The 26,657-nt window shown below is 59.5% G+C and carries 23 protein-coding genes; 9 read left to right on the top strand and 14 right to left on the bottom strand.

Translation table 11 applies throughout. From position 1 onward, the window contains the following. On the bottom strand, nt 1-496 hold a 496-nt coding region (locus tag AAC035_RS00190; RefSeq protein ID WP_339798711.1), incomplete at its 3' end, for an enoyl-CoA hydratase-related protein. A gap of 313 nt (nt 497-809) precedes the next feature. On the opposite strand from AAC035_RS00190, the gene AAC035_RS00185 reads away from it, so the two are divergent. Beyond that, entirely contained in the window at nt 810-1,199 is a 390-nt protein-coding gene (locus AAC035_RS00185; RefSeq protein WP_339798708.1) for a PilZ domain-containing protein, read from the top strand. A gap of 69 nt (nt 1,200-1,268) precedes the next feature. On the opposite strand, the gene AAC035_RS00180 is transcribed toward AAC035_RS00185, so the two are convergent. Next, nucleotides 1,269-2,681, bottom strand: a complete 1,413-nt coding sequence (locus tag AAC035_RS00180) for an alanine/glycine:cation symporter family protein (protein ID WP_339798705.1) — start codon at nt 2,679-2,681, stop codon at nt 1,269-1,271. 211 nt (nt 2,682-2,892) lie between these two features. On the opposite strand from AAC035_RS00180, the gene AAC035_RS00175 reads away from it, so the two are divergent. Beyond that, nucleotides 2,893-3,435: a glutathione peroxidase gene (locus tag AAC035_RS00175; RefSeq protein ID WP_339798702.1), complete on the top strand. Its 543-nt coding sequence runs from the start codon at nt 2,893-2,895 to the stop codon at nt 3,433-3,435. A gap of 60 nt (nt 3,436-3,495) precedes the next feature. Here the strand turns inward: AAC035_RS00175 and AAC035_RS00170 are convergent, their stop codons facing one another. From AAC035_RS00170 to AAC035_RS00150, 5 genes are all read right to left on the bottom strand, one after another. After that, nucleotides 3,496-3,822 (bottom strand): high-potential iron-sulfur protein, encoded by a 327-nt coding sequence (locus AAC035_RS00170; RefSeq protein ID WP_339798699.1) that lies wholly within the window; start codon nt 3,820-3,822, stop codon nt 3,496-3,498. Nucleotides 3,823-4,039: 217 nt separating this feature from the next. Continuing rightward, on the bottom strand, nt 4,040-4,615 hold the full coding sequence (locus AAC035_RS00165) for a PEP-CTERM sorting domain-containing protein (RefSeq protein WP_339798697.1): 576 nt from the start codon (nt 4,613-4,615) through the stop codon (nt 4,040-4,042). Between the two features lie 64 nt (nt 4,616-4,679). Beyond that, nucleotides 4,680-6,083 carry an alkaline phosphatase PhoX gene (locus AAC035_RS00160; RefSeq protein ID WP_339798694.1) on the bottom strand — a complete coding sequence of 468 codons (1,404 nt, stop codon included), beginning with the start codon at nt 6,081-6,083 and terminating at the stop codon, nt 4,680-4,682. 185 nt (nt 6,084-6,268) lie between these two features. Then, nucleotides 6,269-7,057: a twin-arginine translocase subunit TatC gene (gene tatC / locus AAC035_RS00155; RefSeq protein ID WP_339798691.1), complete on the bottom strand. Its 789-nt coding sequence runs from the start codon at nt 7,055-7,057 to the stop codon at nt 6,269-6,271. After that, on the bottom strand, nt 7,041-7,454 hold the full coding sequence (locus AAC035_RS00150) for a twin-arginine translocase TatA/TatE family subunit (protein ID WP_339798689.1): 414 nt from the start codon (nt 7,452-7,454) through the stop codon (nt 7,041-7,043). The genes tatC and AAC035_RS00150 overlap by 17 nt, the downstream gene beginning before the upstream one ends. 145 nt (nt 7,455-7,599) lie before the next feature. On the opposite strand from AAC035_RS00150, the gene AAC035_RS00145 reads away from it, so the two are divergent. Then, on the top strand, nt 7,600-8,982 hold the full coding sequence (locus AAC035_RS00145; RefSeq protein WP_339798686.1) for a ribonuclease J: 1,383 nt from the start codon (nt 7,600-7,602) through the stop codon (nt 8,980-8,982). A 59-nt stretch (nt 8,983-9,041) separates the two neighbouring features. On the opposite strand, the gene AAC035_RS00140 is transcribed toward AAC035_RS00145, so the two are convergent. Next, nucleotides 9,042-10,679: a methyl-accepting chemotaxis protein gene (locus AAC035_RS00140; protein WP_339798683.1), complete on the bottom strand. Its 1,638-nt coding sequence runs from the start codon at nt 10,677-10,679 to the stop codon at nt 9,042-9,044. Between the two features lie 299 nt (nt 10,680-10,978). On the opposite strand from AAC035_RS00140, the gene AAC035_RS00135 reads away from it, so the two are divergent. Beyond that, entirely contained in the window at nt 10,979-12,538 is a 1,560-nt protein-coding gene (locus AAC035_RS00135; RefSeq protein WP_339798680.1) for a DHA2 family efflux MFS transporter permease subunit, read from the top strand. Between the two features lie 18 nt (nt 12,539-12,556). Continuing rightward, nucleotides 12,557-13,723: an HlyD family secretion protein gene (locus AAC035_RS00130; protein WP_339798677.1), complete on the top strand. Its 1,167-nt coding sequence runs from the start codon at nt 12,557-12,559 to the stop codon at nt 13,721-13,723. Here the strand turns inward: AAC035_RS00130 and AAC035_RS00125 are convergent. After that, a complete protein-coding gene (locus AAC035_RS00125) occupies nt 13,720-14,361 on the bottom strand; it encodes an MBL fold metallo-hydrolase (RefSeq protein WP_339798674.1) in 642 nt (213 codons plus the stop codon). The genes AAC035_RS00130 and AAC035_RS00125 overlap by 4 nt on opposite strands. 124 nt (nt 14,362-14,485) lie before the next feature. Here AAC035_RS00125 and AAC035_RS00120 point away from each other — a divergent pair, with 124 nt between their 5' ends. Together AAC035_RS00120 and AAC035_RS00115 are read left to right on the top strand one after the other, a co-directional pair. Further along, nucleotides 14,486-14,938: a DUF4112 domain-containing protein gene (locus tag AAC035_RS00120; protein WP_339798671.1), complete on the top strand. Its 453-nt coding sequence runs from the start codon at nt 14,486-14,488 to the stop codon at nt 14,936-14,938. 136 nt (nt 14,939-15,074) lie between these two features. After that, on the top strand, nt 15,075-15,872 hold the full coding sequence (locus tag AAC035_RS00115) for a ParA family protein (protein ID WP_339798669.1): 798 nt from the start codon (nt 15,075-15,077) through the stop codon (nt 15,870-15,872). 18 nt (nt 15,873-15,890) lie between these two features. Here the strand turns inward: AAC035_RS00115 and AAC035_RS00110 are convergent, their stop codons facing one another. Together AAC035_RS00110 and AAC035_RS00105 are read right to left on the bottom strand one after the other, a co-directional pair. Continuing rightward, on the bottom strand, nt 15,891-18,305 hold the full coding sequence (locus AAC035_RS00110; protein WP_339798666.1) for an EAL domain-containing protein: 2,415 nt from the start codon (nt 18,303-18,305) through the stop codon (nt 15,891-15,893). A gap of 16 nt (nt 18,306-18,321) precedes the next feature. Next, entirely contained in the window at nt 18,322-19,155 is an 834-nt protein-coding gene (locus AAC035_RS00105) for a tetratricopeptide repeat protein (RefSeq protein WP_339798663.1), read from the bottom strand. Between the two features lie 306 nt (nt 19,156-19,461). On the opposite strand from AAC035_RS00105, the gene AAC035_RS00100 reads away from it, so the two are divergent. Next, complete coding sequence (locus AAC035_RS00100; RefSeq protein ID WP_339798661.1) at nt 19,462-20,406, top strand: 2-hydroxyacid dehydrogenase; 945 nt, start codon at nt 19,462-19,464, stop codon at nt 20,404-20,406. 23 nt (nt 20,407-20,429) lie between these two features. Here the strand turns inward: AAC035_RS00100 and AAC035_RS00095 are convergent, their stop codons facing one another. Beyond that, nucleotides 20,430-23,654 carry a cytochrome P450 gene (locus AAC035_RS00095; RefSeq protein ID WP_339798659.1) on the bottom strand — a complete coding sequence of 1,075 codons (3,225 nt, stop codon included), beginning with the start codon at nt 23,652-23,654 and terminating at the stop codon, nt 20,430-20,432. 201 nt (nt 23,655-23,855) lie between these two features. Between AAC035_RS00095 and AAC035_RS00090 the strand changes: the two genes are divergently transcribed. Further along, entirely contained in the window at nt 23,856-24,470 is a 615-nt protein-coding gene (locus AAC035_RS00090) for a TetR/AcrR family transcriptional regulator (protein ID WP_339798656.1), read from the top strand. Nucleotides 24,471-24,557: 87 nt separating this feature from the next. Here AAC035_RS00090 and AAC035_RS00085 read toward each other — a convergent pair whose 3' ends face one another. Both AAC035_RS00085 and AAC035_RS00080 read right to left on the bottom strand, forming a co-directional pair. Beyond that, a complete protein-coding gene (locus AAC035_RS00085; RefSeq protein ID WP_339798714.1) occupies nt 24,558-25,451 on the bottom strand; it encodes an SDR family NAD(P)-dependent oxidoreductase in 894 nt (297 codons plus the stop codon). A 152-nt stretch (nt 25,452-25,603) separates the two neighbouring features. After that, nucleotides 25,604-26,599 carry an adenosine deaminase gene (locus AAC035_RS00080; RefSeq protein ID WP_339798654.1) on the bottom strand — a complete coding sequence of 332 codons (996 nt, stop codon included), beginning with the start codon at nt 26,597-26,599 and terminating at the stop codon, nt 25,604-25,606. Nucleotides 26,600-26,657: the final 58 nt, after the last annotated feature.

Genomic DNA, 26,657 nt, shown 5'->3' with positions numbered 1-26,657 from the left:
CGGTAAAGGACAGTTCCTTGGCCCGGGATAGCCCGATGATGCGTGACAGCTTCTGACTGAGGCCCCAGCCCGGCATGATACCGACCAGCGCGTGAGTGTCGGCGAAGCGTGCGTTCTCGGATGCAATCAGCACATCACAGGCCAGCGCCACCTCAAAACCTCCGGTAATGGCCACGCCATTGATGGCACCAATGACCGGCTTGCCACAACTGCGAATGGCGTTAACCGGATTGGAGCGCGGATCCGGATCGGTGGCGTCCCTCATCATGTCGGTGTTGGTGCCCAGTTCTTTCAGATCCAGGCCGGCGGTAAAGGCCCGCTCACCGGCGCCGGTCAGCACCACCACCCGAATGCTGTCATCCCCTTTGATGCCCTGCATGGTGTCGTACAAGGCCTCGCGGAGGCTCTTGGACAGGGCGTTCATGGCCTCCGGCCGGTTCATGGTAACCAGGGCTACGCCGTTGGCGTGGCGTTCGAGAAGAACGGTATCACTCATGCAGAATTCCTTCTTGTTCTGGGTTGGTTGGTGTCTGAGGTTTCTGAAACCTGAGGCATCAGTTTGCCACTTGTGACGCCGTTCTCAAAGGTTCGTCCGGAGTCTCGCTGTTGTCGGTGAAGTTGTGGGTGAGATCTTTGTCGGGGGCCAAGGTTACTTATTCGTCACATTTCACGATACGGGTCCGTCTTTAGGGCTTTGCGTTTCCTGCATCTCTGCTAAATTGAGACCAATTATAAAAATGCCTCTTTTGTGTCGGGTTTGGCTCTGAACAGAGATGGCCAGCATCGAAATACCAGCCGGGGGAAGTTGCATGCAGCAGGAACGTCGTCGTCAGAAGAGATTGCCTTTTGTGCAGGTCAACGCTCGCGTGCGGGTGCGCCGTAGCCTGTTCAGCCGGGAGTGGGTTGACGTGCTGGTGCAGGATTTCAACGCCAGGGGTATTGCCTTTGGCGGGGATCTCCCGCTGCAGCAAGGCGAAAAGGTACACCTGAGTCTGCAGTTGCAGACTGAAACCGGTGATTTTGCCGTGGAGAAGGCGGTGGCGATATTGCGCAATTCCCGTCTGGTGCAGGGTAAACCAGTGTTCGGGGCGGAATTTACCCGGGACAATTCAGCCCAGGTACAGCAAAGTCTCGGACAGATCGAAGGAATCCTCAACCGCTATATGGAACTGAGCTCCAGGATAAGCCAGGGCCGCTGAGATGATCCGCAATCAGGCCAGCTTGCCGCTCTCACTGGCAAGTTGGCCTGATTGCGGACCAGCAGCGGGTTAGCGCCAGATGGAGCTGTCGATTTTCCTGTCCAGCTCCGGATAGTCCTTCGACTTGAAATGGGGCACTTCGCCGGCCTTGCGCTGGCCCATGTAATCTTTGGTGAGTTTCACCACGGTGCCGGAAAGCAGCACGATGGCAATCAGATTGATAGTGGCCATCAGCCCCATGGAAGCATCGGCCGCGTTAAACACAGTGGTTACTGCTTCGTATCCACCCCACACCACCATGCCCAGCACGGCGACCCGGAGCAGGGAGATGCCAAGGGTATTGCCGGCGCCCAGATAGATAATGGCGTTTTCGGCGTAGGTGTAGTTGGCCACAATCGAGGTGAATGCAAAGAACAGGATGGCAATGGCAACAAAGTAGCCGCCTGCGCTGCCAATGTGAGTCTCCATGGCGAGCTGGGTCAGTTGAGTGCCGGTGACACCCGAGCCGGGCTCTACAACGCCCGCCAGCAGAATCATCACTGCAGTGGCGGTACAGATGACGATGGTATCGATAAACACGCCGAAAGCCTGAACCAGGCCCTGGGATGAAGGGTGATGGGGGGCGGGAGTGGCGGTGGCGGCAATATTGGGAGCTGAACCCATGCCGGCCTCATTGGAGAACAGGCCCCGCTTGATGCCGTTGAGCATGGCCGCGGTAACCGAGCCGGCGGCACCGCCGGCGGCTTCTTCAAGACCAAAGGCGCTTTTCACGATCATCAGCAGCACTCCCGGTACCTCGGTAATGTTGAACAACATGATACCGAGAGCCAGCAGCACGTAAGCACCGGCCATGAACGGCACCACAAACTCGGCAAAGCGCACGATGGCCCTCAGGCCACCAAAAATCACAATCCCGGCACACACGGCAATGGCGATGCCAACACCCAGTTTGGGCACGCCGAAGGCCCCTTCCATGGCATCGGCAATGGAGTTGGCCTGGACGGCATTGAACACCAGGCCGAAGGAAATAATCAGGCAAACCGCAAAAATGACGGCGGCCCAGGGCGCATTGAGCCCCTTGGCAATATAGACCGCGGGCCCGCCCCGGTACTGACCCTTGACGTCCCGCACCTTGTAGAGCTGTGCCAGCGTGCTTTCGGCGTAGCCGGTGGCCATACCGACCAGCGCGACCATCCACATCCAGAAAATGGCACCGGCACCACCCAGATAAAGCGCCACCGCCACACCGGCCAGATTGCCGGTACCGACCCGGGACGCCAGGCTGGTACACAGGGCCTGAAACGGAGAAATACCGTTGGCGTCGCTCTCGCGGGAGCCACGAATTGCCCGGATCATTTCATTGAAATTGACGAACTGCAGGAAACCCAGACGAAAGGTGAAAAACACACCCACGGCCAGCAGTCCCCACACCAGCACGTATCCCCAGAGGATCGAATTCACGAAATCAACAATGGCAGTCATCGGTGCGTTTTCTCCGTGTCAGTTGAGTCTGAACCGCTCGTACTGAACGAAGTCTAGCAGTTGATGTAATAGTGGTTGGTCAATACGGCTCGGCGATGACGGTCGAAGAAAATGTCCGCTATTGTATGATCGACAACAGGCTGTCTTTCCGGGCATGCCGTATAAAGATCAGCAGGCCTTTAAAGACTTATTTCCAAAGGGAGGATAGGCAATGATCAGTCCACGTCGGATGGTCGCACTGGGGATGGGGTTGTTGGTGTCCGCTTCAGCGTTTGCTGCGGAGTGCCCATCGTTTCTGGATCAGGAGTTCCGCAAGCTGCATTCAAGCGAATCCATCAATCTCTGTGAACAGGCTGCAGGCAAGCCATTGCTGGTGGTCAATACGGCCAGTCACTGTGGCTATACCGGGCAATTCGAAGGGCTGGAAGCGTTGCATCAGACCTACCGTGACCAGGGGCTGGTGGTGGTCGGCTTCGCCAGCAACGATTTCCGTCAGGAGGCGGCGTCGGAAGAAAAGGCGGCCGAAGTCTGTTTTGTTAACTTCGGGGTCACCTTTACGATGATTGCGCCAGGACCGGTCACCGGGGAAAACGCCAATCCGGTTTTCCGGGCTATCAGTCAGCAAAGCCAGCCGCCGCAGTGGAATTTCAACAAATACCTGTTGAATGCAGAAGGACGGGTGGTTAACCACTTTGGCAGTCGGGTGACGCCGGAGGACCCCGCGTTGCAGGAGGCCATAGAGTCATTGCTGTGATCTGGCGCCCGCTATTGTTATTGGTCGGGCGCCGACGGTCAGATATTCAGGACAGCAGAATCAGGATGGTTTTGGCACGTAGGTATTGCACCAGCCTTCTGCATTCACCAACACGTTGGCAAACTGAGGATGCTGACAGTTACCCCAGCCATCTTCTACTTCACCGGTCCAGAACACGCAGTTCTGGCACATCTGCCCATCCTTATGTTTTTCATGGTTCGAATCGGCGCCGTTGTTGAGGTAGTCAAGTGCATGACCATCTTCGGCTTTTGGTTTGCTGGCATGGGCTGTCGGCGAATGGGTTGCGAAGCGGGCCAGCGGCAGGGCAGCTACCCCCAGCGCGGCGGTTCTCAGAAATACCCGGCGGCTCTGTTTGGTGTCGCTCATTGGTGTTACCTCTCATCATCTCGTTGTTGGCTGCCATTGCACGACTGATACACGCAGGCCGGAATAATGGCAGTGAGTCCAGCCTATCAAAGCTATTCGGTGGAACGGCATTACCGGATGACAACACGGGTGCGGCAGATCAGCGCAGGGCAGGCCTGACCTCACGTGGAGGTAGCCGGCGTCCCTGCCGGCTGGGTGTGCACAAGTCTATGATCCATCAGGCAGAACGACGGCGCCTTGCGGCCATCAGGCCTGTCATGCCCAATGCCAGAAGGGCCATGCTGCCGGGTTCAGAAACCGGCAGCCCGGATACCTGCATTACGTAATCGTAACGGTCAGCGAAGCCAAAGCCATTCTTGCCACCGACAATGACTGTATAGAAACCGTCCAGTTCCAGTAGCAGGTCGTTAAGCCAGGAATCCGCCATGAAGGTACTGGTGCCGGCAATAAACTCAGCACTGCCGATGTCAGCGCTGTTGTTGAAGTTACCGAACCGCAGGTCGTTGCTGCTGACTTCACCCCGGTACAGGCTGATACCGCCGATAAAATCGCCGCTGCTGGTGACGTCCAGTGACAGGGCCTGACCGGCGCTGGCGTTGAGCCCCCACAGGTTCACCTGCTGCTCGCCGGCGCTGTTCAGGCCGAACACCGGGGGGTTAACCCAGGCACTGTTACTGGTGACGGTGCCATCGTAATTGCCGGCGTAGTTGATTTCGCCAAAGTAGTGAGTGGGCAGGGCCTGTGCCGTGATGCTCAGCATCATCAGGGCCAATGCTGTAATTAATGTTTTCATGATAATCCTTTTTTGATTCCGGGCCGGTATCCCCCATGGATACCGGCATGATGTTGAAGCCCTGTCAGAGATTGCCTTCGTTCCAGGGGCCGGTAATGGCGACGGTAATGCCGGGGTTCTGGATGTTCAGGAACAACCAGCGATCGTAGAAGGTCGCGCCTGCGGTTTCGGAGTTGGTGTAGCTGCCGGCTCTGACCGAGCTGGCAACGCCCGGGTAGATGGCATCCACAGTGGCGATGTCGTTTTCGGTCAGTACCACATTGTTGTGGGCAAACTCGAAAACCTCACCGTTCTGGCTCAATCCGAGTATGCGCTGCAGGGAACCGCTACGGTCTTCGCAGATCAGCACGCCGCCACGGGGGCTGACTGCCAGGTTGTCCGGGGAGACCGGGTGAGTCAGCTCATTGGTGCTCTGGAAAACCATGGTCAGGCGATTTCGACGTGGCTCGTAGTGGAAGATCTGGCCACGATTGATGGCTCCACCGTTGGTGGAATCAAAGTAGATCAGGCCGGTGTCGTACCAGGCCCCTTCCAGACGGCTGAAACGAGCCGCACCCTTGTTATAGCCCTGGGTGTAGTTGCGGGGATTGATGCTTTCCGGCTGGTCAATGGTGACCCACTCGACTTCCCAGCTGGTGCCATTCGGATAATCCAGGCGCAGGTCTGCCTGAGGCATATCCTTGACCTTCAGCATTTCCAGTACACCGCCGGCAGCCAGGTTGCCGTACTGGTTCGGGCGGAAGCGGTAGAAACCGGACGAGGAGCCGGCGTCTTCGGTCATGTAGACGTAGCCGGTGACCGGGTCGGTGGCTGTGGCCTCATGGGCGCGACGACCCATGGCCTTGAGGGGGACTGGCTTGGCAATGCCGAATCCCGGAACCTCAAAAACCCAGCCGTGAGCCACGCCACCGAGGGTGGTGGTGGTTTCTTCACAGGTCAGCCAGGTGCCCCAGGGGGTCAGGCCGCCGGCGCAGTTGGTGGAAGTGCCGCTGATGCTCATATAAGAGGCCTGCCAGCGGCTGCGTACCGGGTCAAACAGCAGGTTGCTGCAACCACCTGGCGCTGCCTGGTTGTAGATGGCTGGTGAAGGCACGGCGTTACCACCGCCACGAATTTCATGGTTACGAACGAGGGCAATGGTGCCGCCCTGAGACGCCACAACCGCCATGCCATCGTGCACGCCAGGCGTCGGAGTGCCATCATTCATGATCTGGCCGCGCCAGCCGAAGGACCAGTATTTGAAGCCCTGGGGCAGCTTCAGCAACTCCAGGCCGGTTACCTCATCGGCAACGGGCGCCAGCGGGCCGTAGTCGTTGGTAAAGTCGCTGGCGGAGACCTTGCCGCTGGCCAGGGCGCCGAAGGAAATAGCGGCGGCGCCGGCAGCGCTGCCCTTCATGAAGTCACGACGGTTCACGATGGGTTGTATGGGTTCATTACTGACCGGCAGGCCGTTTGACAGATCGTTCATTGCTCCACTCTCCATGATTCCATGTGTGTCTGGTTTTATTCAGGTTGCGCACAAAGGCACGCCATGCAGGTCTGACCAAGCGATATGGCGTCAGACCTGACAAGAAGGTTAGGGAAGGAATATGACCGGGGAGCGGCAGAAAAATGACACAGACGGCAACTGGCAATAAATTTTTATGACAGACGTCAGTTTGTCGTCGGCTTGTCCGCGAGGGCGGCACGGCGATCAAGCAGCCGGATGAGCCAGATGGACGCTTCATAGAGCAAAAGGATCGGGGAGCCCAGGGCGATCTGGGAAATCAGATCCGGGGGCGTTACCAGGGCCGCCACCGCGAAGATGGCGACTATGGCATAGCGCCGGTTGTGGGCAAGGCTGTCGGCGGTAATGGCGCCGGTACGGGCCAGTAACAGCAATACCACGGGTAACTCGAAACTGAGGCCAAAGGCGAGAATCAGGCGAATCACCAGGCCCAGATATTCACTGACCCGCGCTTCCAGTTCCACCGGCAGGGAGCCGGCCACAGCCGGCGCCTCAAAGCTCAGGAAAAATTGCCAGGCCAGAGGGAATACCACGTAGTAGGCGAGGGCGGCACCGACCACAAACAGGATTGGTGTTAACGCAAACAGCAATCTCAGGTAGCCCTGCTCATGCTGGTAAAGCCCCGGTGCCATGAACTTCCAGACCTGAATCAGGGCTAGTGGCAGGGTGAAGAACAGGGCGCTGACAAAGGCCAGCTTGAGCTGGGTAAGAAACGCCTCGTGCAACCCCGTAAAGATCATCCGCCGGCCCGAGTCCGGGCCAAAAATGTCCACCAGAGGCTCCATCAGAAAGCGGTACAGGGGCTCTGCAAACAGGTAGGACACACCAAAGGCAACGGCAAACAGACCAAGGCAGATCAGCAGGCGTTTCCGCAATTCCAGCAGGTGGGCCAGCAGCGGAGCACGGCTGAGATCAAGATCATCGTGGCTGGTCATGACGCTGTGCTCCTGTTTCCGGTTGCTCAGGCTCGCTGTGTTTTGTCCCGGTGTCCGGCGCCGGCTGGTGCAGCTCAGCGAGTGCTTCCCTGAACATGGCGTCCACTTTGCGATTGTGCTCTGCATCGCGGCTGGGCTCGGCCATTTCCATGGCCTGACGAACATGCTCCGGCAGCAGATCGTAGTAGGAGGGCTTGAGGCGCTCGTCGGGGCGGCTGGCAAGATCCATTTCGTTCTCCAGCTTCTGGAGCTGACCGAGCGCATCCCGGTAGAGCCGGCGGGCACGTCCCCAGAGTTTGCCCACCGCATTGGCGAGCCTGGGCAGGTCTTTCGGGCCGACGATAATCAACGCCAGCATGGCGAGAAAGGCCAATTCCATCCAGCCGAAGTCGAACATGATCCTTGTGTCTCCCTGTTGCCGGTTACCGGGATTCCGAGCATGTCAGCTGACTGTGACCGGGCTGTGACAACAGACATTGAGTATTTATTGTCCGGCCTGAATGGTTACAATGCGCTCCAACACTCTGAGCAATGGACCGGCCATGACCCCTGACGAACACGACCTGTGGTTTCTGCCTCTGGGCGGAACCGGCGAAATCGGGATGAACCTGAACCTTTATGGTCATGACGGCCAGTGGCTGATGGTTGATTGTGGCGTGACTTTCCCGAAGCCGGGGCGGGTGTCGGCGGATGGCACGGTTCATCACCGGGGCGAGCCACCGGTGCAGATGGCGGATCCGGCCTTTATTGCGGATCGTCGTGAGCAGCTGGCCGGCCTGGTGATCACCCACGCCCACGAGGACCATATCGGTGCCGTGCCTTACCTGTGGCCACTGCTGAAGTGCCCGATTTACACCAGTCGTTTTACTGCCGAGATCCTGCGTCGCAAGCTGGCGGAGTTCGAACTGCTGGATCAGGTGCCCATCCATGTAGTGGATACCGGCGATCGTCGTCAGATCGGCCCGTTCGAGGTGCAGTGGTTGGCGCTGACCCACTCCATTCCGGATCCCAATGCGCTGGTTATCCGCACGCCCATAGGCCGGATATTCCACAGCGGTGACTGGAAGCTGGATGATGATCCGCTGGTGGGTCACGGCTATTCACCCGCTACCTTCAAGGCCCTGGCGGAGGAAGGCATGAATGCCATGGTGTGTGATTCCACCAACGCCACCGTCAATGGGCACTCAGTCTCTGAGGCCGCGCTGCACAAAGGCTTACTGAAGGTTGTCCGGGGTGCCGAGGGCCGCGTGGTGGTGACCTGTTTCGGCAGCAATATCGCCCGGTTACACAGCCTTGCCAGGGTCGCCCGCGAAACCGGCCGCTATATGGGCTTGCTGGGGCGATCGCTGATCAACATGAATCAGGCGGCTCGCGCCGTTGGTCTGTGGAATGCAGAAGATCAGATCATTACGCCATCGCACCTCGGGTATCTGCCTCCACGGGAAGTGCTGGCGGTGGCCACCGGCAGTCAGGGCGAGCCGCGCACCGCCCTGCGCCGGCTGGCGGCCGGCAATCATCCGGATTTTGAACTGGAAGCCGGCGACCGGGTGATTTTCAGTGCCCGGGCCATTCCCGGAAATGAAGAGGCCATCGAGGGGCTGATTGCACGCATGAAAACCATGGGGGTCGAGGTGATCACCGCAGAGGATGCCGAGCTGCCTATTCACGCCTCCGGTCATCCCGCGTCCGAAGAGTTGCGGGCCATGTACGACTGGGTGCGCCCGGATCTGGCGATTCCGGTGCACGGTGAAGACGAGCACATGCGGGTCCATGCAGAACTGGCCCGTAACTCCGGTGCCAGAAAGTCCATGCTGGGTCGCAACGGCGATCTGTTCATGATTCGCCCGGTACCGGGTATTCGCCGGCAGGTGGTGGAAACCGGTCGTCTGGGTTGGGAACGGGGTGAGCTGGTGCGGGTGGTCTGACGCCCGGGTATAGCCCGGGCGCCCTGATCGGTTTGCAGCAAGCGTTTTGCGGTCGGTTCTCAGACCTTGAAACGGCCCGCCTGATCGCTCAGCTGGCGGGCATAATCCGCCAGGGATTTACTGATACCGTCGATTCCGGAAGAACGTTCCGCGCTCTCATTGGCCAGATCATTGATCTGGGTGATGCTGCGGTTGATCTCATCAATCACCTGGGTCTGCTCCTCGGTTGCCGAAGCGACGCTGGTGTTCAGGTCGTTGATGTTGGTCATGGCATCCAGGATGGAGGTCAGTTCGCCCTCGGCTTCGGCGGCGGTCTTCTCGGTGGCGCTGGCTTCGAGGGTGCTGGACTCCATCACCGAGACCACGTCGGATACGCCGTTCTGCAGGGCGGTAATCATTTCCTGAATGTTCTCGGTGGACTGCTGGGTACGTTTCGCCAGGGTCCGCACCTCGTCGGCCACTACCGCAAAGCCGCGGCCCTGCTCACCGGCACGGGCTGCCTCGATGGCGGCGTTCAGGGCCAGCAGGTTGGTCTGCTCGGCAATGCCCCGAATAACGTCAAGAACTGACGTGATGTTGCTGGAATCATCCGCCAGTTTGCGAATCACCTCGACACCCTGGTTGATCTGGCCCGCCAGGCGGCGAACCTGACCGCCGGACTGACGAACGATGTCCGCACCCTTGGCGGCATTGCCCTCTGCATTACGGGAGACCTCAGAGGCCTGGGAGGCGTTGCCGGCCACTTCTTCAATGGCACTCTGCATCTCGTTGATGGCGGTCGCCACCATGGTGATGGAGTCGGTCTGACGGGACACGCCATCCCGGTTCTCACCCGCCGCCTGTTCCAGATCCTTCGCACCGCCGGCCAATTGGGACGACAGTTCCTGGATAGTGCGGATCATCGTCTGCAGATTGGCCAGGACCTGGTTGAAGGATCCGGCCAGTTGCCCCAGATCGTCGTTGCTGGTAACCGGAATTCGCTGGGTCAGGTCTCCCTCACCCTGGGCAATGTTATCGAGCTGGTCTCGCAGGGTGCGGATGGAGGCAACCACTACGCGCATGGAGGCCAGGAAAATCAGTGCAGTGACGATCAGTACCAGCACCGTGATGATCAGAATCATGAAGGCGCTTTGCTGACCTTCCGCGGAGGCTTCAGCGGCGCGATCCGCGGCCTGGCCTTCGGCAAACAGGCCGGCCCGGGCATAATAATCCCGCAGTGCGTCAAACAGGTCATTGGTGTCGGCCAGCATGATTTCCCGGGCACCATAGGTATCGCCGATTTCAGCCTGATAAAGCACACTGGTGGCAGAAGTTTCCCAGGCATCAAAGGCTTCACTGAAGCCTTCCAGTTCCTGATCCATCTGCGGGTTGCTGATCCGGCTCTGGGCAGAATCCATGCGCCGGCGGGCCTGCTCAACGTTCTCCCTGAATTCTTCCCGGAGTTCTTCGGGACGCAGGTTACGCTCTCTGGCCTGGACATAGGCCATCTGGGCGATCAGAGCCTGGTAAAGATCGCGGTCACCATTCAGTATTTCAGTGGCTGCGGGCAGCAGATTTTCCGCCAGAAAGTCGGTGTCGCTGACAAGGTTGCGGGAGGTGTTCACGCTAAGAGCACCAAGAACCACAATGGCCAGCGCCGTCAGTATGTATGGAAGGGCGATTTTTGTTCGAAAGCCGACGCTTTTGCCAACCGGCATAGCTGTACTCCTGTTGTCGTTTTGCAGCCAAGTATAATCAAAGGCCAGCGCAGTGATGTTGGTTTATGGTAGGGCTTTGTAACAGGTGGTTTCCTGATCCGGATCATGTACCTGGCATCTCTTGCGAGCACCCTTCCACTCTTGTCTGTAGTCTTTATCGGCCGCTGATCGCCTAAATTTAGGAAGCATGCTAAATTCGTCCAAAGAGACGACGAGGGGGCCTGCGGCATTGATTAGCCTCAGACACTCTAGCCGAACAAATCTTTTTCTACCTCCAGCGGGCACTGACCGGGAGTTCCATGTCTCCATTGGACATGATGTTCCAGCGTTACGGTCCCAACTATAAGTGGCTGGTCACCGTCACGGTATTGTTGGGACTGGTGGCGCTCGGGATGTCCATCACCATCGTCAATGTGGCAACCCCTCACATCAAGGGCTCGCTTGGCATCAGCGACGCCGAGGTGCAGTGGATTTCCACCGGATTCCTGGCGGCAACGACGGTTGCATTGCTGGTCGCACCCTGGCTGTCCCAGGCATTTGGCCAGCGGGCGACCTATCTGGGTTTGCTGGCGGTGTTCATCGGGGCTTCGTTGCTGGGCGGCTTTGCTACCAGTCTCGGCGCAATTGTGACCGCCCGGGTGGTGCAGGGGGCCATGACCGGGTTGCTGCGGCCGCTGGCGATGGAGGCGCTGTATTCGGTGTTTCCGATACAGCAGCGGGGTCTGGCCACGGCCATATACGGAATGAGCCTGGGTTTGCCGCTGACCCTGGCTACGGTGGTGGGTGGCTGGCTGGTGGAGACTCTGTCCTGGCACTATGTGTTTTTTGTGGTATTGCCGGTTTGCCTGGTTGCCATGGTGATGGGGTATTTTTTCCTGCCGGGTCGTATGACCGATGGCCCGCGGCCACCCTTTGACTGGCTTGGCGCGGTTACGTTGTTTGCGGCGATTTTTTCCCTGCTGGCGGCAATTTCCAATACCCCGCGCTGGGGCTGGCAAAGTGAAGGCGTGCAGGGCCTGTTGCTGCTGACCCTGGTGTTATCGGTGATTTTTATCAGCTGGGAGCAACGGGTCGACAAGCCCTTGTTGGATCTGTCGATCTTCCGGTACAAGGGTTTCATGGCGGGTTGCTCGTCGATCTTCCTGTTTGGCGGCGCCTTTTACGCCATCATGTATCTGCTGCCGTTGTTCGTGCAGACCATTCTGAGCTACGACCCGATCACCGCCGGTATGATGTTCCTGCCGTCTACCATTGTGCTGGCACTGCTGGTGCCGGTGGTGGGAAAGCTGAGCGACCGCTGGCCGCCCCATTACCTGACCATACCGGGTCTGGGCTTTGCGATTTACGCCGTTTACCGGTTTGCCCATATTGATGATGGCACATCGTTCGCTTCCCTGGCCTGGTCGCTGACGCTGATGTCCGCGGGTATGGCTACCTTCCCGCCGCCTACCTTCGCCCGGGCCATAGGTTCATTGCCGATAGCGCTGATCGGTTATGGCTCGGGGGTGATCAATTTTGTTTTGCAGCTGGGTGGCGCCCTGGGTACCGCCGCCCTGGTGCTGCTGATGGAGCGTCGTACGGCGTTTCACAGTGATCATCTGGCTGATGGCCTGACGCCGGGTAACAGCGTAGCGATGTCAACGCTATCGCAGCTGCAGGGAGTGGCCGGACGACTGGGTACCAGTGAAAGCCAGCAGGCATTTGCAGCCTCGGAACTGGTGGGGCGGATGGAGGTTTTCTGGGCGTCCATCTACGCCTATCAGGATGGTTTCTGGGTAGTGGTGGCGGCCTTGACCATCATTCTGGTGCCGTCCTGGCTGCTGACCCGATGGAGTATGAATGTACAACAAAAACAGTGAAAACCGGGGATATCGACAATGAGCAGTGAACAAACCAAAGTCAGTTCCGCTAAACCGACCGGGTCTACACCCCGGCGCCTGGCGCGCCTGCTGCTGGTGGCGGTTCTTCTGCTGGGCTGCGTCTGGTGGTTTGCCAGCTGGTTCTACTACCGGCAGATCCACGTTATCGAGGATAACGCCAGTATCACCACCAATCTGGTCACCGTCAGCAGTCGGCTGCCGGGGCTGATCCAGGAATTTGTCGTCACCGAAGGTGATCAGCTGGATGAGGGCAGCCTGATTGCCCGGCTTTACAGTGCACCCGACGAACTGGAGCTCGACAAACGTCAGTCAAGGGTCGCCAGAATGCAGGCTCAGGTGGCTTTTGAGGAGCAGCAGATTGCTCTGTCCGTGAGTCAGCTTGAGGGTGGAGTTCAGGTCTCCGAGGGCGAACTGGCAACGGATCTGGCAGCGCTGCGGGTAGCGGAAACCGATCTGGAGGATGCTGAGCGTACCTGGAAGCGCTCCCAGCGGCTGTTTGAAAGCGGAACATTGCCTGGCCAGGAGCGGGATCGCGATTACTTTGCCTATCAGTCTGCTCTGGCCAGAGTCGAGCAGGCCCGGCAGCAGGTGCTGGTACGCCGCACGGCACTGGCCAATGCCCGCCTGGGTGTGGCGACATCACAGATGACGCTGCCCAATCCGGAAATGCTGAGGGCTCGGCTGGATGTCACCCTGCAGGATCTGGAGGAGGCCCGTGCTGATCTGAAGCAGCAGCGCCAGTACCTGGACGATATGATCATTCGCAGTCCCCGCAACGGGGTTGTGAACCGGATATTCGTAGAGGCCGGGGAATATCTGTCGGCGGGCCAGCCTATTCTGATGATGCATACGGCGGATGACCTGTGGGTTGAGGCCAAAATCAAGGAGACCCGTATCGGGGAGCTGCGCGCCGGCCAACCGGTTCGGGTCAGGGTTGACGCCTATCCTGAAGAGGAGTTCACGGGAACGGTTCAGGTTATCGGCCGTGCCGCCACCAGTCAGTTTGCCTTGCTGCCAAACCCGAATCCGTCCGGCAATTTCACCAAGATTACCCAGCGACTGCCGGTACGAATCTCGCTGGATGACGGCCCCACCGAATTACTGGGGCCAGGAATGATGGTGACGGTGGTGATTGATATCCGGGAGTCTGCGGAGCGGGACTAACCCCGATGATCTGATACGAAAGGATTGGTGGCCCGCTCCTGGCCGAAGGTGGACATGGGGCCATGGCCCGGTATGAAGCGGACATCGTCGCCCAACGGGAACAGCTTGTCCCGGATCGAGTGGATCAGGGTGTTGTAATCGCCCCTGGGGAAGTCGGTGCGACCAATGGATCCGGCGAACAGTACGTCCCCTACCTGGGCCAGCTGGCTCTGCGGATGGTAAAACACCACGTGCCCGGGGGTATGACCCGGGCAGTGCAGCACCTGCAGTTCCACCTTGCCAAAACTCACCGTGTCGCCATCTTCCAGCCACCGGTCCGGAGTGAAGCTCTCGGCGTGGGCGAAACCTGCACGCTGGCTTTGCATGGGCAGGCCTTCGATCCAGAACAGGTCTTCCTTTTGCGGGCCTTCCACGGTCAGTCCAAGCTCTCTGGCCAGGACTGCCACTGCACCGGCGTGGTCCAGATGGGCGTGAGTCAGCAGTATCTTCCTGATGACGATCCCTTCCTCCTCAACCGCGGCCAGGATGCGTTCAATGTTGCCACCCGGATCAATCACCGCGCCTTCAAGGGTTTCCTCGCACCACATCAGGGTGCAGTTCTGCTGGTAGGGGGTTACCGGGATGATGCGGAATTTCATAAGGCCACAGGGCTCCATCTTCGTGTATTTGAATGGTGGTCAGTATACTCTGAATCAGAGCACGAAAAGGATGGTGCCGGCAGCGGCCGGCCGGCGATCAATGAATCCGGGCGGAGACCCTGCAATGGCAAAACGACTATCCCGAGAGCAGTACCACGCCATCCTGGCGCGGCTGGACCGATTCAGCTATTACACTGACAGCAACATCCGGATTCCATTTACCCGAATTACCTTCGGCCTGAGTCCGGTGATCGGCCTGATTCCGGTGATCGGCGATCTCGCGGGTCTGATACTGTCGCTCTACGTGCTGCTGGAAGCCCAGCGGGCCGGTGCCAGCAAGCGGGTGAAAGCCCGCATGATCCGCAACATGGTCATCGAGTTTGTGGGTGGTCTGCTGCCGGTTTTCGGAGATGCCTTCGACGCAGTGTTCAAGGCCAACACCCGCAATACCCGGATGTTACGTAATTATCTCGAAGCGCAGCTCGAAGAAGAGAGCCCGCCAGCGTTCCCTTGGGGGGCTATGGCGCTGATTGTCGGCCTTTTGCTGCTGGTTCTGACGCTCTGGTTCTGGGTCTGAGGGTGACTGGCGGCAGTGAGCACCGGAATGGTTACTTGAAGATAAAGCGGGAAGAGCGCAACGTGATATTCACCAACCGGAGTCGGCTGTATCCACGCAGGATGTCGACGACAGACCAACACCATGGAGGTGTGCGATGAGGCGTGTGGTGTTCAACCAGAAAGGCGGTGTCGGCAAATCCAGCATTACCTGCAATCTGGCCGCAATCAGTGCTGCCAGAGGCAAGCGAACCCTGGTGGTGGATCTGGATCCGCAGGGTAACTCCAGTCATTACCTGCTGGGTCAGCCTGCCTCCGAGCTGAAGAATACGGTGGCGGACCTGCTGGAGCAGACCGTCGGATTCTCGGTCTTCAATCGTCGCCCGGACGAATTTGTCCACGGTACCGCCTGGGAGAACCTGTACGTGCTGCCCGCCAGTCCCGAACTGGAATTTCTTGAGCGCAAACTGGAGGCCAAACACAAGATCTACAAGCTCCGGGAGGCCCTGAAGAAGCTCGGCGAGGAGTTTGAAGAGATCTACATCGACACTGCACCCTCTCTGAACTTTTACGCACGTTCGGCACTTATTGCAGCAGAAAGGTGTCTGATACCCTTTGATTGCGACGATTTTTCCCGTCAGGCCCTGTACAACATTCTCAACGAGATCCGCGATCTGCAGGAAGACCACAACCCGGATCTGGTAGTGGAAGGCATCATCGCCAACCAGTTCCAGCCCCGGGCCAGTCTGCCGAAGCAGTTGCTTAGGGAGCTGATGGATGAGGGTTTGCCGGTATTGCCAGTGCGGCTGTCCAGTTCGGTAAAGATGAAAGAATCCCACCAGAGCCGGCAGCCACTGATTCACATGGCGCCCAAACACCCGTTGACCCGTCAGTTTGAAGACCTGTACCGGGTGCTTGCTGGTGAGTCGGTGGAGCTGGAACCGCTGGCGGAGTAAGGCCCGGCAGGCCGGATGTCAGGTAGTGATCTGCGGATGCTGCGGCGTATCAATATCCGGTCCTGGCATCTGCAGCCAGGCACCCTGGGAAAAGTCGATGCCCAGTTCCAGAACCCGGGCCTGGACGTTGCGGTTGTGCACGAACTCGGCGACGGTCTGAATGCCAAGGCTGGTGGCAAACTGGACAATGCCACTGGTGACCCGGTAGGTGGTCTGGTCTTCGCCCAGATGCTGGATCAGGCTGCCATCGATCTTGATGATGTCCACCTTGAGCCTCAGCAGGTGGGCAAAGTTGGAGTAGCCGGTACCAAAGTCATCGATCGCCATCCGGCAGCCAAAGGGTTTGACCATATCAATGAAGGTCAGCACCGCGTCGTAATTCCCGATACCGTCGGATTCAAGTATCTCGAAGACCACCCGATGGCCAATGCCGGTGTTTACGAGCTTGTCGTGTACCAGTCTGAGAATGTCCGGATCGGTGAGATCCGAATAGGACAGGTTGATGGAGAAATCGAAGGGCTGGTGATGAAACCGGGCGAAGGATTTTTCGATCATGATCCGGGTAATCTGCCGGTTCAGGCGAAGTTTGTCGGCGATGTCCAGAAATTGCCCGGCACTGATGACCTCGCCGTCATCACCGATCATTCGTGCCAGGCATTCGTACTTGGTGATGCGCTTGCTGGTGTTGTCATATATGGGCTGAAACCACGGCACAATACGATCCTGCTCCACCGCTTCTTTAAGGCGCCTCGCCCAGACCAGGTTCTGCTCGTAATTTTCTTCAACCTTTTGGTCAGGGTTGTAAATCAGGTAGTGACGTTGTTGTTCCCGGGCCTGAAGCAACGCCACTTTGGCCTGGCTCAGCAAATGTTCGGCACTGCCCGCCTGGTCGCCGGCGTATTGCCGGGCAATCCCCGCACTGATGCTCACATTGAGTGCCTGCTGCTGCCAGTTAACCTCAAGGGCACCTAGTGTTGCGACCAGGTGTCTGGCCAGCTGGTCAATGCCGGAGACGTGGTCGTCGGGTCCGAGTGGCACCAGAATGCTGAATTCATCACCCGGCAGGCGATAGATTCTGGCCCGTTCCAGCTCCGCTGCTGAGGCGACGTAGCTGCGTAACTGCCGGGCGAGGGTGGTCAGGACTTCATCGCCACAGCGGTTGCCGAACAGGCTGTTGATTTCCTTGAACCGGTCTACGTTGAGAATGATAAGAAAGCGGCTGGTGCTCTGCTCGAGATCCCTCAACAACCGTGACCGGTTGGGCAGGCCGGTCAGGGCGTCGGTGTAGGACGCCTGCAGCTCACGGGCCATCATGATAATCCGGTAGAGCAGAAACAGGCTGAGGATCAACAGCACGGCTCCGGTCAGCAACAGGATCCTCAGGTTGGCATCTCGCATCGGAACCAGTACCTGATCAATCTCGCTGGTGGGCACGCCGCTGCCATAGACCATGCCTGCGGGGGTAATGGCGTAATAGAGCTCATAGCCTTCACCGTCCAGTTCCAGAGTCCGGTGTTGCAGTTGCTGAATCGCCCCCAAAAAGCCAGCGCCAGAAGGTGCTGTCTGCGCCGCTAGCTGCGCGCCAAGATTCTCCGCCAGAATGGCGTCAATGATCCGTTGTTCCCGAAGGCTGTCCTCGCCCTGACTCAGGCTCGACAGATTGCGGTTGTTGCGGTCGTTGAGGAAGGAAAAACTGTTTTCCGTAACGGTCATGCGGCTTATCAGGTCAATGATCTGTTGCGATGTCCAGGCGGTTGTTGCCATGCCGATCAGGTGGCCGTCTTCGCCGAACATCGGACTGGCCAGGGTCAGAACGGCGCGGTTGGTGGACAGATCGAAGTAAACCGGTGACCAGTAGACGGTGCCCGGCTGGTGACGCGATGGTTGCCAGTTTTCGCCCAGGGTGCGCTGATACCAGATGCTGTTGCGGAAGCCGCCATCTGCGCCGGCCGGTTCAGCGGCCTCAAGCGCGTCGCCATTGTCGGGCCTGATGAAGTAAACGGTATAGGGGCGGGGGCTGAGGGCGCCGCTTTCGAACCAGAGTCCTGCAGCGGAGGCGCCGTCGGAGTCATCAAGTTGAGTCCGCAACGTCGCTTCCAGCTGCCGGCGCAAGGTCGCTGCAGAGATGCCCGAGGATGGCTGCACCTGCGCCAGCCGGTGAAAGCTTTCGCCCATCGTGGCGAGACTGGCCGTGTAGTGCTCGAGGATCTGCTGACGGGCGTGTATACGGGTCAGGCCGGTGGTGAAAACTTCCTCGATCTGGCTGCGTCGAAGTTCCGACAGGGCTTGCTGTGAGTAATTCAGATTGAGGCCGGAAAGCAGCAGCATGCCGGAAAAAAAGAGACCGACCAGAGCGGCCAGCATCAACAATAACGACCGCATCGAGGGGTGGACGCGCCAGATCGTCAGGCGCCGTTGTAATGCAGCAAACATTAACAGGACTCTGAGGTCACGGAGCGGGCTCTCCAGAGGTGGTTTTCAGCAACCGTTCCAGGGCGGCCGGTGCGTCTGCATGTCCCAGATCGACGGCTTTAGTGTACCAGCTTACCGCACGCTCGGCGCTGACCGGCACGCCCTGGCCGCTTTCGTGCATCTGGCCCAGCAGGAAGCAGGCATCCGCCGATGTGTCTGCTGCCATTTGCGCCCATTGGTGGGCAGAGGGGTAATTCTCGAACGCTCTTTCAATCACTGCCATGTTGGTCTGGGCCCTGGCGTCGCCTGCCCGTGCCGGGCCCTCGCAGGCGTTGCGGGCGGCACTGAAGTTACGAATGGTGGTCAGCAGATAGCAGTCGCTTTGCTGTTGCGTGCCATTGGAGGCGTCTGGCGAGCGTTGCTCATCCGATCTGTTCAGACCGTTGCTGGCTGTGTCCATTTCAGTTGCCGTGGCTGGCGTCGGGCGTCTGGCTGGCGCGCTGTCCTCAACCGGTTCGCGGTCGGACCGTTGTGTTTTTTCCAGTGCTTCCTGGTAGGCGGACACCTGTTCCGGGCAGGAATAAAGATAGCCAGCGCGAAAACGTTCAGCGCGCTCTGATGTGGGTTTTTCCCGGGTGAATCTGTCATTGACCCGCTGGCACCGCTTTTCCTGTTCGGCTCGCACCCGGGTGAGGACGGGGGCGCGGTCTGCGTCGTTACCGTGCTGTTCCAGATATCGGGTCAGGGGGTCAATATTCGGCTGTTCGAGCAACTCGGTCAGTTCGGCCCGGTAACGTTCGGGGTCTGATCCGCCGATGGTGCGCAAGGCTGTTGCCGTGCGGCTCAGAATATCCGCAGTTGCCGATCGCATACCATGACTGTCCAGCGACGCGCAGCCAGTCAGAAATAGCGCTGTCACTACTGCTACCAACCATCGGAGCATCGGGGTTTACCAGCCATTGGGGGAGCTTGCCCGGAAAGCATAGCCTGTCGCCTTTGAAGGCACAAAGTGTTGTTAGCTAAATAAATACTGTGATTACAACAAAACGGATCTTGTCCTGGCCGGCGAATATCCATTTCACCCGTTCGGACGCTCAGGAGTTGAGAAACCGGCCAACTTGCCGTAAACAGTAGATTGCTTATTTAAAATCCCTGTCGCCTCACACCGACATTCCTGATGAACAACAAGAGAGAACGGGTCATGGCTATCGATGTTCTGATTGCCGGGCGTTTGCCACCGAACGTCCTGCCGCAACTGAAGGCCGGGTTCCGGCTGCATACATTGCCTGCCGATGCCGCAGCAGCGGATGTCATGCTGGCAGAGCTGGGGCCGTCGATTCGTGCCCTGCTGACCAATGCCGCCCAGGGTGCCCCCGAATCTTTGCTGGCCGCCTTGCCCAACCTTGAGATCATATCATCCTCCGGCGTCGGCACCGACGCCCTGAACGTGGCCATTGCCGAGGCCCGGGGTATTCATCTGGGTACCACGCCCGGTGTATTGACGGACGATGTGGCTGACGCCGGTATCATGCTGATGCTGGCGGCATCACGGCGCCTGTTGCCGGCCGTGCGCAATGTCCGCGAAGGCAAATGGCTGCGGGACCTGGAGCTGTCCAATCGGGTGACAGGCAAGCGCCTGGGTATCTTCGGCCTGGGGCAGATCGGTCAGGCAGTGGCCCGGCGGGCGGCGGCCTTCGATATGACCATCGGGTACCATCAGCGCACGCCCAATCCGCAGGTGCCATACCGGTACTTTGACTCGCTCCGGGAGCTGGCCGCCGACAGCGATTTCCTGATGGTGATTGTACCCGGCGGCGCCGCCACCGAGAATATGATCAACGGGGAAATTCTGGATGCCCTGGGGCCGGATGGCATTCTGGTGAATATTGGCCGGGGCACCACCGTGGATGAGCCGGAGCTCATCCGGGCCCTGCAAAGCGGCCGCATCCGTGCAGCGGGACTGGATGTACTGGCCAACGAACCCCACGTGCCGCCAGCGATGCTGGAACTGGATAACCTGGTGCTTATCCCCCATTACGCCAGTGGCACCACCGAAACCCGGCTGGCCATGGGCCAGCGGGTGGCGGACAATCTGCTGGAGTACTTCCGCGACGAACTGTGACAGCCGGTGTCGCGGATACGGCATTAGTCCGAATTGAACACGTCCTGGCGGTAGCGGCCGCTGGCCATCAGTTCTGCCAGCCAGGCGGAGGCTTCTTCCCGGCTGCTGCTGCCGAGCTCCTGATGAATCCGCAACAGGCAGTCGCGCACTGCCGGGGCCATGCGGCGGCCATCGCCACAGACATAGATGGTCGCGCCGGCTTCCAGTGTCCGCCAGACTTCCTGCCGGGCGGCCCAGAGGGCATCCTGTACATAACGGAAAGGGTGCTCCCGCAGGCCTGAATAGGCCGCTCTCAGCCCTACAATGCCCTGTTCCGCCCAGTGCTCAAGCTCCTCCCGGTAGAAAAAATCATGGTCCGGATGTCGGCAGCCATGGAACAGCAGGCTGGTCGCCACGGATTGACCTGCCGCTGCCTGCCGTGACCGTTCTTCGAGAAAACCCCGGAATGGCGCGATGCCGGTACCGGGTCCCACCAGAATCATCGGTAGCCTGGTGTCTTCGGGTGGTGCAAACGCCGGTTTGGGCGTGCGCAGATAGCCCACAACGGATTCGCCCGGTTGCAGCGGTTGCAGATAACCGGAGGCTACGCCCCGGTACTCCCCGAGTCCGGACCACGCCGGAGCCTGAACGGTGCCTGCGGTCAATGTGACCTGGGCCGGATTGGCCAACGGGCTGGACGAGATTGAATAGAACCGGGGCCGCAGTGACGGGCACAGGGCCAAAAATACGGCGAACGGCAGGGATATGGCCGGAAACTTGACCAGCAAATCTGCAACGGACAGATGTTTCGCGGTGATGCTGGCGTGGAACTGGTCCGGATTATCCAGAAGGGCGTTGAGTTGTTCTGCGGTGTGAGGGCACCGGGTATGGGCCAGCAGTGTTCGCAGGTCTTTGCGGCTGGCGGGATCCTGAAGTTCCAGGAAGTTGGTAAGCAACTGGCCCACGCTGAGGGTTTTCCCCAGGGGCAGGTGTCTGGGACCAGTGGCGGCCAGGGCCAGGGTGTCGGTCACGTCAACCGCAAGGGTATGAGCTACTCGATTGACCAGCCCGGGACTGTTGGCGGGATAGAGGGCCAGATGGTCTCCGGTCCGGTAACTCATGCCCTCGGGCAATGCCAGAACCAGGCGCCGGGTGGAGGTCCGGGGTGCCTTGCCGCTGATATCCGTTGCCGCAGGTAACGGCTGCACCAGTTCCTGATTGTCGATCACGGTCAGGGTAACGGCATCTGCCGGTAGCACGCTGGCGCGGGTGGAGGCCTGGTCGAGAAAGTCCAGGCCCACTGCACGAGTGACGTCGTTGAGACTGTCCTGATCCCCCAGGCTGGACCACAAACCGTTAAGCCAGGCTTCCACCGATCCGTCAAAATCGCCGTTGCCATCTGCTTCACCGCGCGCCAGCATCTGCCGGGCGCCGGTTTCAGCAAGGGTTTGCTCAATCAGCCTGGGAAATGCCTGATAATTGGGCCATTGAGTGTTGCCGCAGCCCAGCACCGCGTACTCAAGCGCACTGTGATCGCGGCCGGCAAAGGCCTGTTGCAGAATGCGCTGCTCCAGTTTCTTGGCACTGTCCGGGGCATAGCCATTGTAGGTGGCGGTGACCACCACCAGCTTGCCGGTTTGTGGAAGCCCGCCTGCCAGTTCATCCAGGGTCAGGCACTGGCTACTGAAGCCGAGGCTCTCGGCCCGGCCGGCGATTTCCTCGGCAATATCCCGGGCGCTGCCGAGGCTGCTGCCCCAGGCCACCACAAAGGGTTCGCCCTGACCCTCGATGGCATCGAGATTCGCTGTGTCGTCGGCGCCCTGGTCAGTCTGCGGGTTTACCGATAGCCGCTCATGGGGCTGGCGGCGCCGGGCGCGGATATAAAAGTTGTCCGGCTTGAGGGTCAGGGTTTCCTTGATGTCCAGCCGGTAGTCGTGGGGGTCGCTGAGGGCGAAACGCTGCAGAATCAGCGCCAGTGCCAGCTTGGCCTCGGTCAACGCAAACTGGCGGCCAATGCAGGCCCGCTCACCGTTGCCAAAAGGCTTGTAGGCATGGGGCGGCAGCTTCGCTTCGTTTTCCGGCAGAAAGCGATCAATATCGAAGGATTCCGGGTCTTGCCAGACCTTCGGGTCCCGGTGCAAAGCGGGCAGGGCGATGGACACACCCTGGTCCTTGCGGATCAGGTAACGACCGCCAATCAGGGTGTCTTCGTAAGGCGCCACCATGAACGCAGGCGCGGTCGGCCACAGCCGCAGGCTTTCCTTCAGTATTCGTTCGATCACCGTCAGCCGGCCCAGGTGGCGATACTCCGGCCGGGTATCACCGGGCAGTACCCGGTCCACTTCAGCGTAGGCCTGGGCCAGCACATGGGGGTGCCGCAAAAGGAAATACAGGGTAAAGGTCAGCAGGCCGCTGGTGGTTTCATGGCCGGCAATCAGAAAGGTGAGCACCTGGTGGCGGATATTGACATCGTCCAGGGTCTCGCCGGTTTCAGGATCTTCTGCGGTCAGCATCAGGTTCAGCAGGTCATTGCCCTCGACCGGCTGCTCGCGGCGGGCGCGAATGACTTCGTCCACCAGTTCATTCATCCGGGCCACGTCGTTCAGGTAGTCCGGGGAATCCTTGCGCCAGCGATTGAACAGCGGCAGTTTGGTCAGCTTTGCCATATTGGCGGCCAGCACCCGGACCATGGCGTCCAGAAACGGATGCAGCTGGTCGCTGTCAAAGGACTGGAAGCGATAGCCAAAGCCTGCCAGCGAGATGGTGTCCAGAGTCAGCCGGGTCATGTCATCCGCCACCAGAATGTCGTGGCCAGGCCGCGACTCCCAGCGGGCCGACAGCTGTTCAGCCACTTCCAGCATGGCGTCGAAATAGCTTTTCATGGCCCGCTGACCGAAAGCGGGCATCAATATCCTGTGGGCCTTGCCCCAGGGCTGCTGGTCGCTGTGAGCGGTGAACAACGCATCGCCGACCACCCCGCGCAGCAGCGACAATGGCGGCCTGATCACCTTGCGGAAACGCTGCTCGTCGCATAGCTCCGCCACCAGTTCCGCCGAAGACACGAACGGTGTCTTGAAGCCGGCAAAGTCGATCTCGAAAATGCCGTCATACTGCCGGGACACGTCAAGAAAATGCTGGGCCATCCGGGATTTGGGTATCTGCAGCAGGTTGCCCACCAGCGGTTGTCGCGGTGGATGCGGAATTCGCTCCGCTGCATCAAGGGCTGAAGAGCTGACGCCGGATTCGTTGATCCCGGATTCGTGAATCATGATGTCTGACCCTGTAACATGGCGTTCTGGTGCCCCCGGACAGCGGATCGCTGCGCTGCAGGGCCTGATGTTGTGCGTCGGTAATATCGGTTGTTGCAACCCGAAGGCTGGCGTAATCTGAAGTCAGCCTTACGCTGTAGGGTGCTTGCCAAATCTACTCTACGGTGTAGGGTTGGTCAATGGTCTGGAGCAGGAACTGTCATGACAAAAAAGGCCCGGCCCCGGCGGGAACCGCTCACTGCGGAGCGTATTTATCAGGCCGCTCTGGATCTGATGCAGGAAACCGGCGTCGAAGACCTGAGTATGCGCAAGCTGGCCAGCGCGCTTGGGGTGGATGCCATGTCGATCTACCACCATGTGGAAAACAAACAGGCTCTGCTGTTGGGGGTTTTCCAGACTGTACTTGAGGAGGTGCCCTTGCCGGACCCGCCTCCTTGCGACTGGAAGCAGGCCCTGCGGGAGTTGGGCAAGGGCTTTTATGTGGTGGCCCGGCGATACCCCAACCTGTTTCCCTATATGATCAGCAGCCCCTATGGCACCCCCCGGGAGCGGGAGATCTATCAGTACATTCGCAGTGCGCTGCAACGGGCGGGAATTCATGAAGCGGACCGGTTGCGGGCCACCAGTGCGCTCTATACCTACGGTATCGGTATGGCCAATGTGGCGTCTGCAGGTCTGAGGCTAAAGCCATTGTACGGGGAGCCCGTGCCAGAGCCGGACGCACCGGAACAGGAGCCGTCCGATGCCGACGTGGAGTTCAGCATTAACCTGATACTGGCGGGACTTGAGGACCACATTCAGGGCCACAAGCGCTGAGTGGTAAAGAGCGGAGGTTTTCGGGGACCATGACCGGTGACTGCGCTGGATCTGCCGTCACCGGTCATGGTTGCAACACCCCTGGGGTCAGGCCTTGTTCTGGCTGGCCATCAGGTTGGTAATTTCCTGCTGGCCCTGGCCTGAGCCGGAGCCCGGCACCTGGTCACCGGTACGGTCCGCGATCTCGGCAAAGTGAGCGGCGATCTGGTCTGCGGCGTCTTCGCCATCACCGATGTAACGACCCTGGGTCAGGGTAATGTTGGCCACCTCAAAGGAGCCGGCACCTGCGGCCAGGATCGTACGGTTCGGGGCTTCTTCAGAGGCCAGGAACACCACGCCGGGCGACACGGTTTCCGGCTGCAGCTTCGCCAGCACGTCTTCCGGCATCAGGCCTTCGGTCATCTGGGTAGCAGCGGTGGGTGCCAGTGAGTTCACGCGAATATTGTACTTCTCACCTTCCAGGCTCAGGGTCTGCATCAGACCCACCAGGGCCAGCTTGGCGGCGCCGTAGTTGGACTGACCGAAATTCCCGAACAGGCCGGATGAAGAGGTGGTCATGATGACGCGGCCATACTGCTGGTTGCGCATGATTTCCCAGACCGCCTTGGTGCAGTTGACGGCGCCCATCAGGTGAACGTCCAGCACCAGGCGGAAGTCCTCCAGCTCCATCTTGACGAAGGTCTTGTCCCGCAGGATGCCGGCATTGTTGACCAGGATGTCCACCTGTCCCCAGCTGTCCATGGCCTGCTTGACCATGGCTTCCACGGCAGCGTAATCGGTCACTGAACAGGCCACGGCAATGGCTTCGCCCCCGGCCGCACGGATTTCGTCAGCAACGGCTTCGGACGCCTCTGCGCCCAGATCATTGACCACCACTTTTGCACCCCGGGCAGCCAGTGCCAGTGCGTGGCAACGACCGAGACCGCCGCCGGCGCCGGTCACGATGGCGACACGACCTTCAAGACGAATTGACATACAGATGATCTCCCCTGATTGGTTGATACTGACCCGCTGTCTTGCCGGTCAGTTATTCATTGATGTTGTGGGTCAGTCGCTAACAGGAATCGGGCCTGAAAATACCACTGCGGCAGCGGGCGATAAAGCATTGCGTCGCTTCTTCATTGCCGCCGTGGTCAGTTGCAGGCGGTCACCTGCGCCAACAACTGCTGGCGGCGGCTGTCGGCCATGTAGGCCGCCTGCAGGGCGTTGGTTGCCAGTGTTCTGAAAGTGTCCCTGTTCCAGCCGAATGCATCGGCACAGGCCTGGTAGTTGGCCAGCATGCCACCGCCGAAGTAGGCGGGATCGTCTGAATTCAGGGTGATGTTCAGTCCGGCTTCCAGCAGCTTCGGCAGCGGATGATCCGCCATGTCCGCGACGACTTTCAGGCGCACGTTGGACAGCGGACACACCGTCAGTACCGTCTGTTCGTCCCGCAGGCGGGCCACCAGCGCCGGATCCTCCAGACAACGCACGCCGTGGTCGATACGGGACACATCCAGCAGGTCCAGAGCCTCACGGATATAGTCAGCAGGTCCTTCTTCGCCAGCGTGGGCGACTCGCTCAAGCCCCAGGTCTTTCGCCCGCCGGAACACCTCCGTAAACCGGGACGGCGGGTTGCCCTGTTCGGCACTGTCCAGACCTACGGCACTGATATGGCTCAGCCAGGGCTGTGCGCTCTCGAGAACCTCCATGGCTTCAGTGGCTGGCCGGTCCCGCAGGAACGCCATGATCAGCGCCGAAGACACGCCCAGCTCCTTATCAGCGTCGACCTGAGCGCTGGTCAGGCCTTCCATAACCACCGCCAGCGAAATGCCCCGCACCAGGTGGCCCTGAGGATCAAAGTGCATATCCACATGAACCACGCCATCCTGGTGAGCCCGGCGCAAATAGGCCATGGTCAGGTCGTAAAAATCCTCTGGCGTCTGCAGCACGCTCATGCCCTGGTAGTAGAGATCCAGAAACGACTGCAGGTCGTTGAAATCGTAGGCGGCCCGCACGGCCTCAATTGAGTTATAGGGCAGGGCTATCCCATTGCGTTCAGCCAGGGCGAACATCAGCTCGGGTTCAAGTGATCCTTCAATATGAAGATGCAGCTCGGCTTTGGGCAGGGCCTTGAGGAAGTCGTGCATGGTGGTCACTCCGGGGGTGGGCGTTGAGAGTGTCACCAGTTTATCAGGATACTTGCCG

Origin of the sequence: uncultured Marinobacter sp., assembly GCF_963974375.1 — a bacterium.
Lineage (GTDB): Bacteria > Pseudomonadota > Gammaproteobacteria > Pseudomonadales > Oleiphilaceae > Marinobacter.
This window is presented reverse-complemented; position numbering and strand designations above follow the sequence as displayed.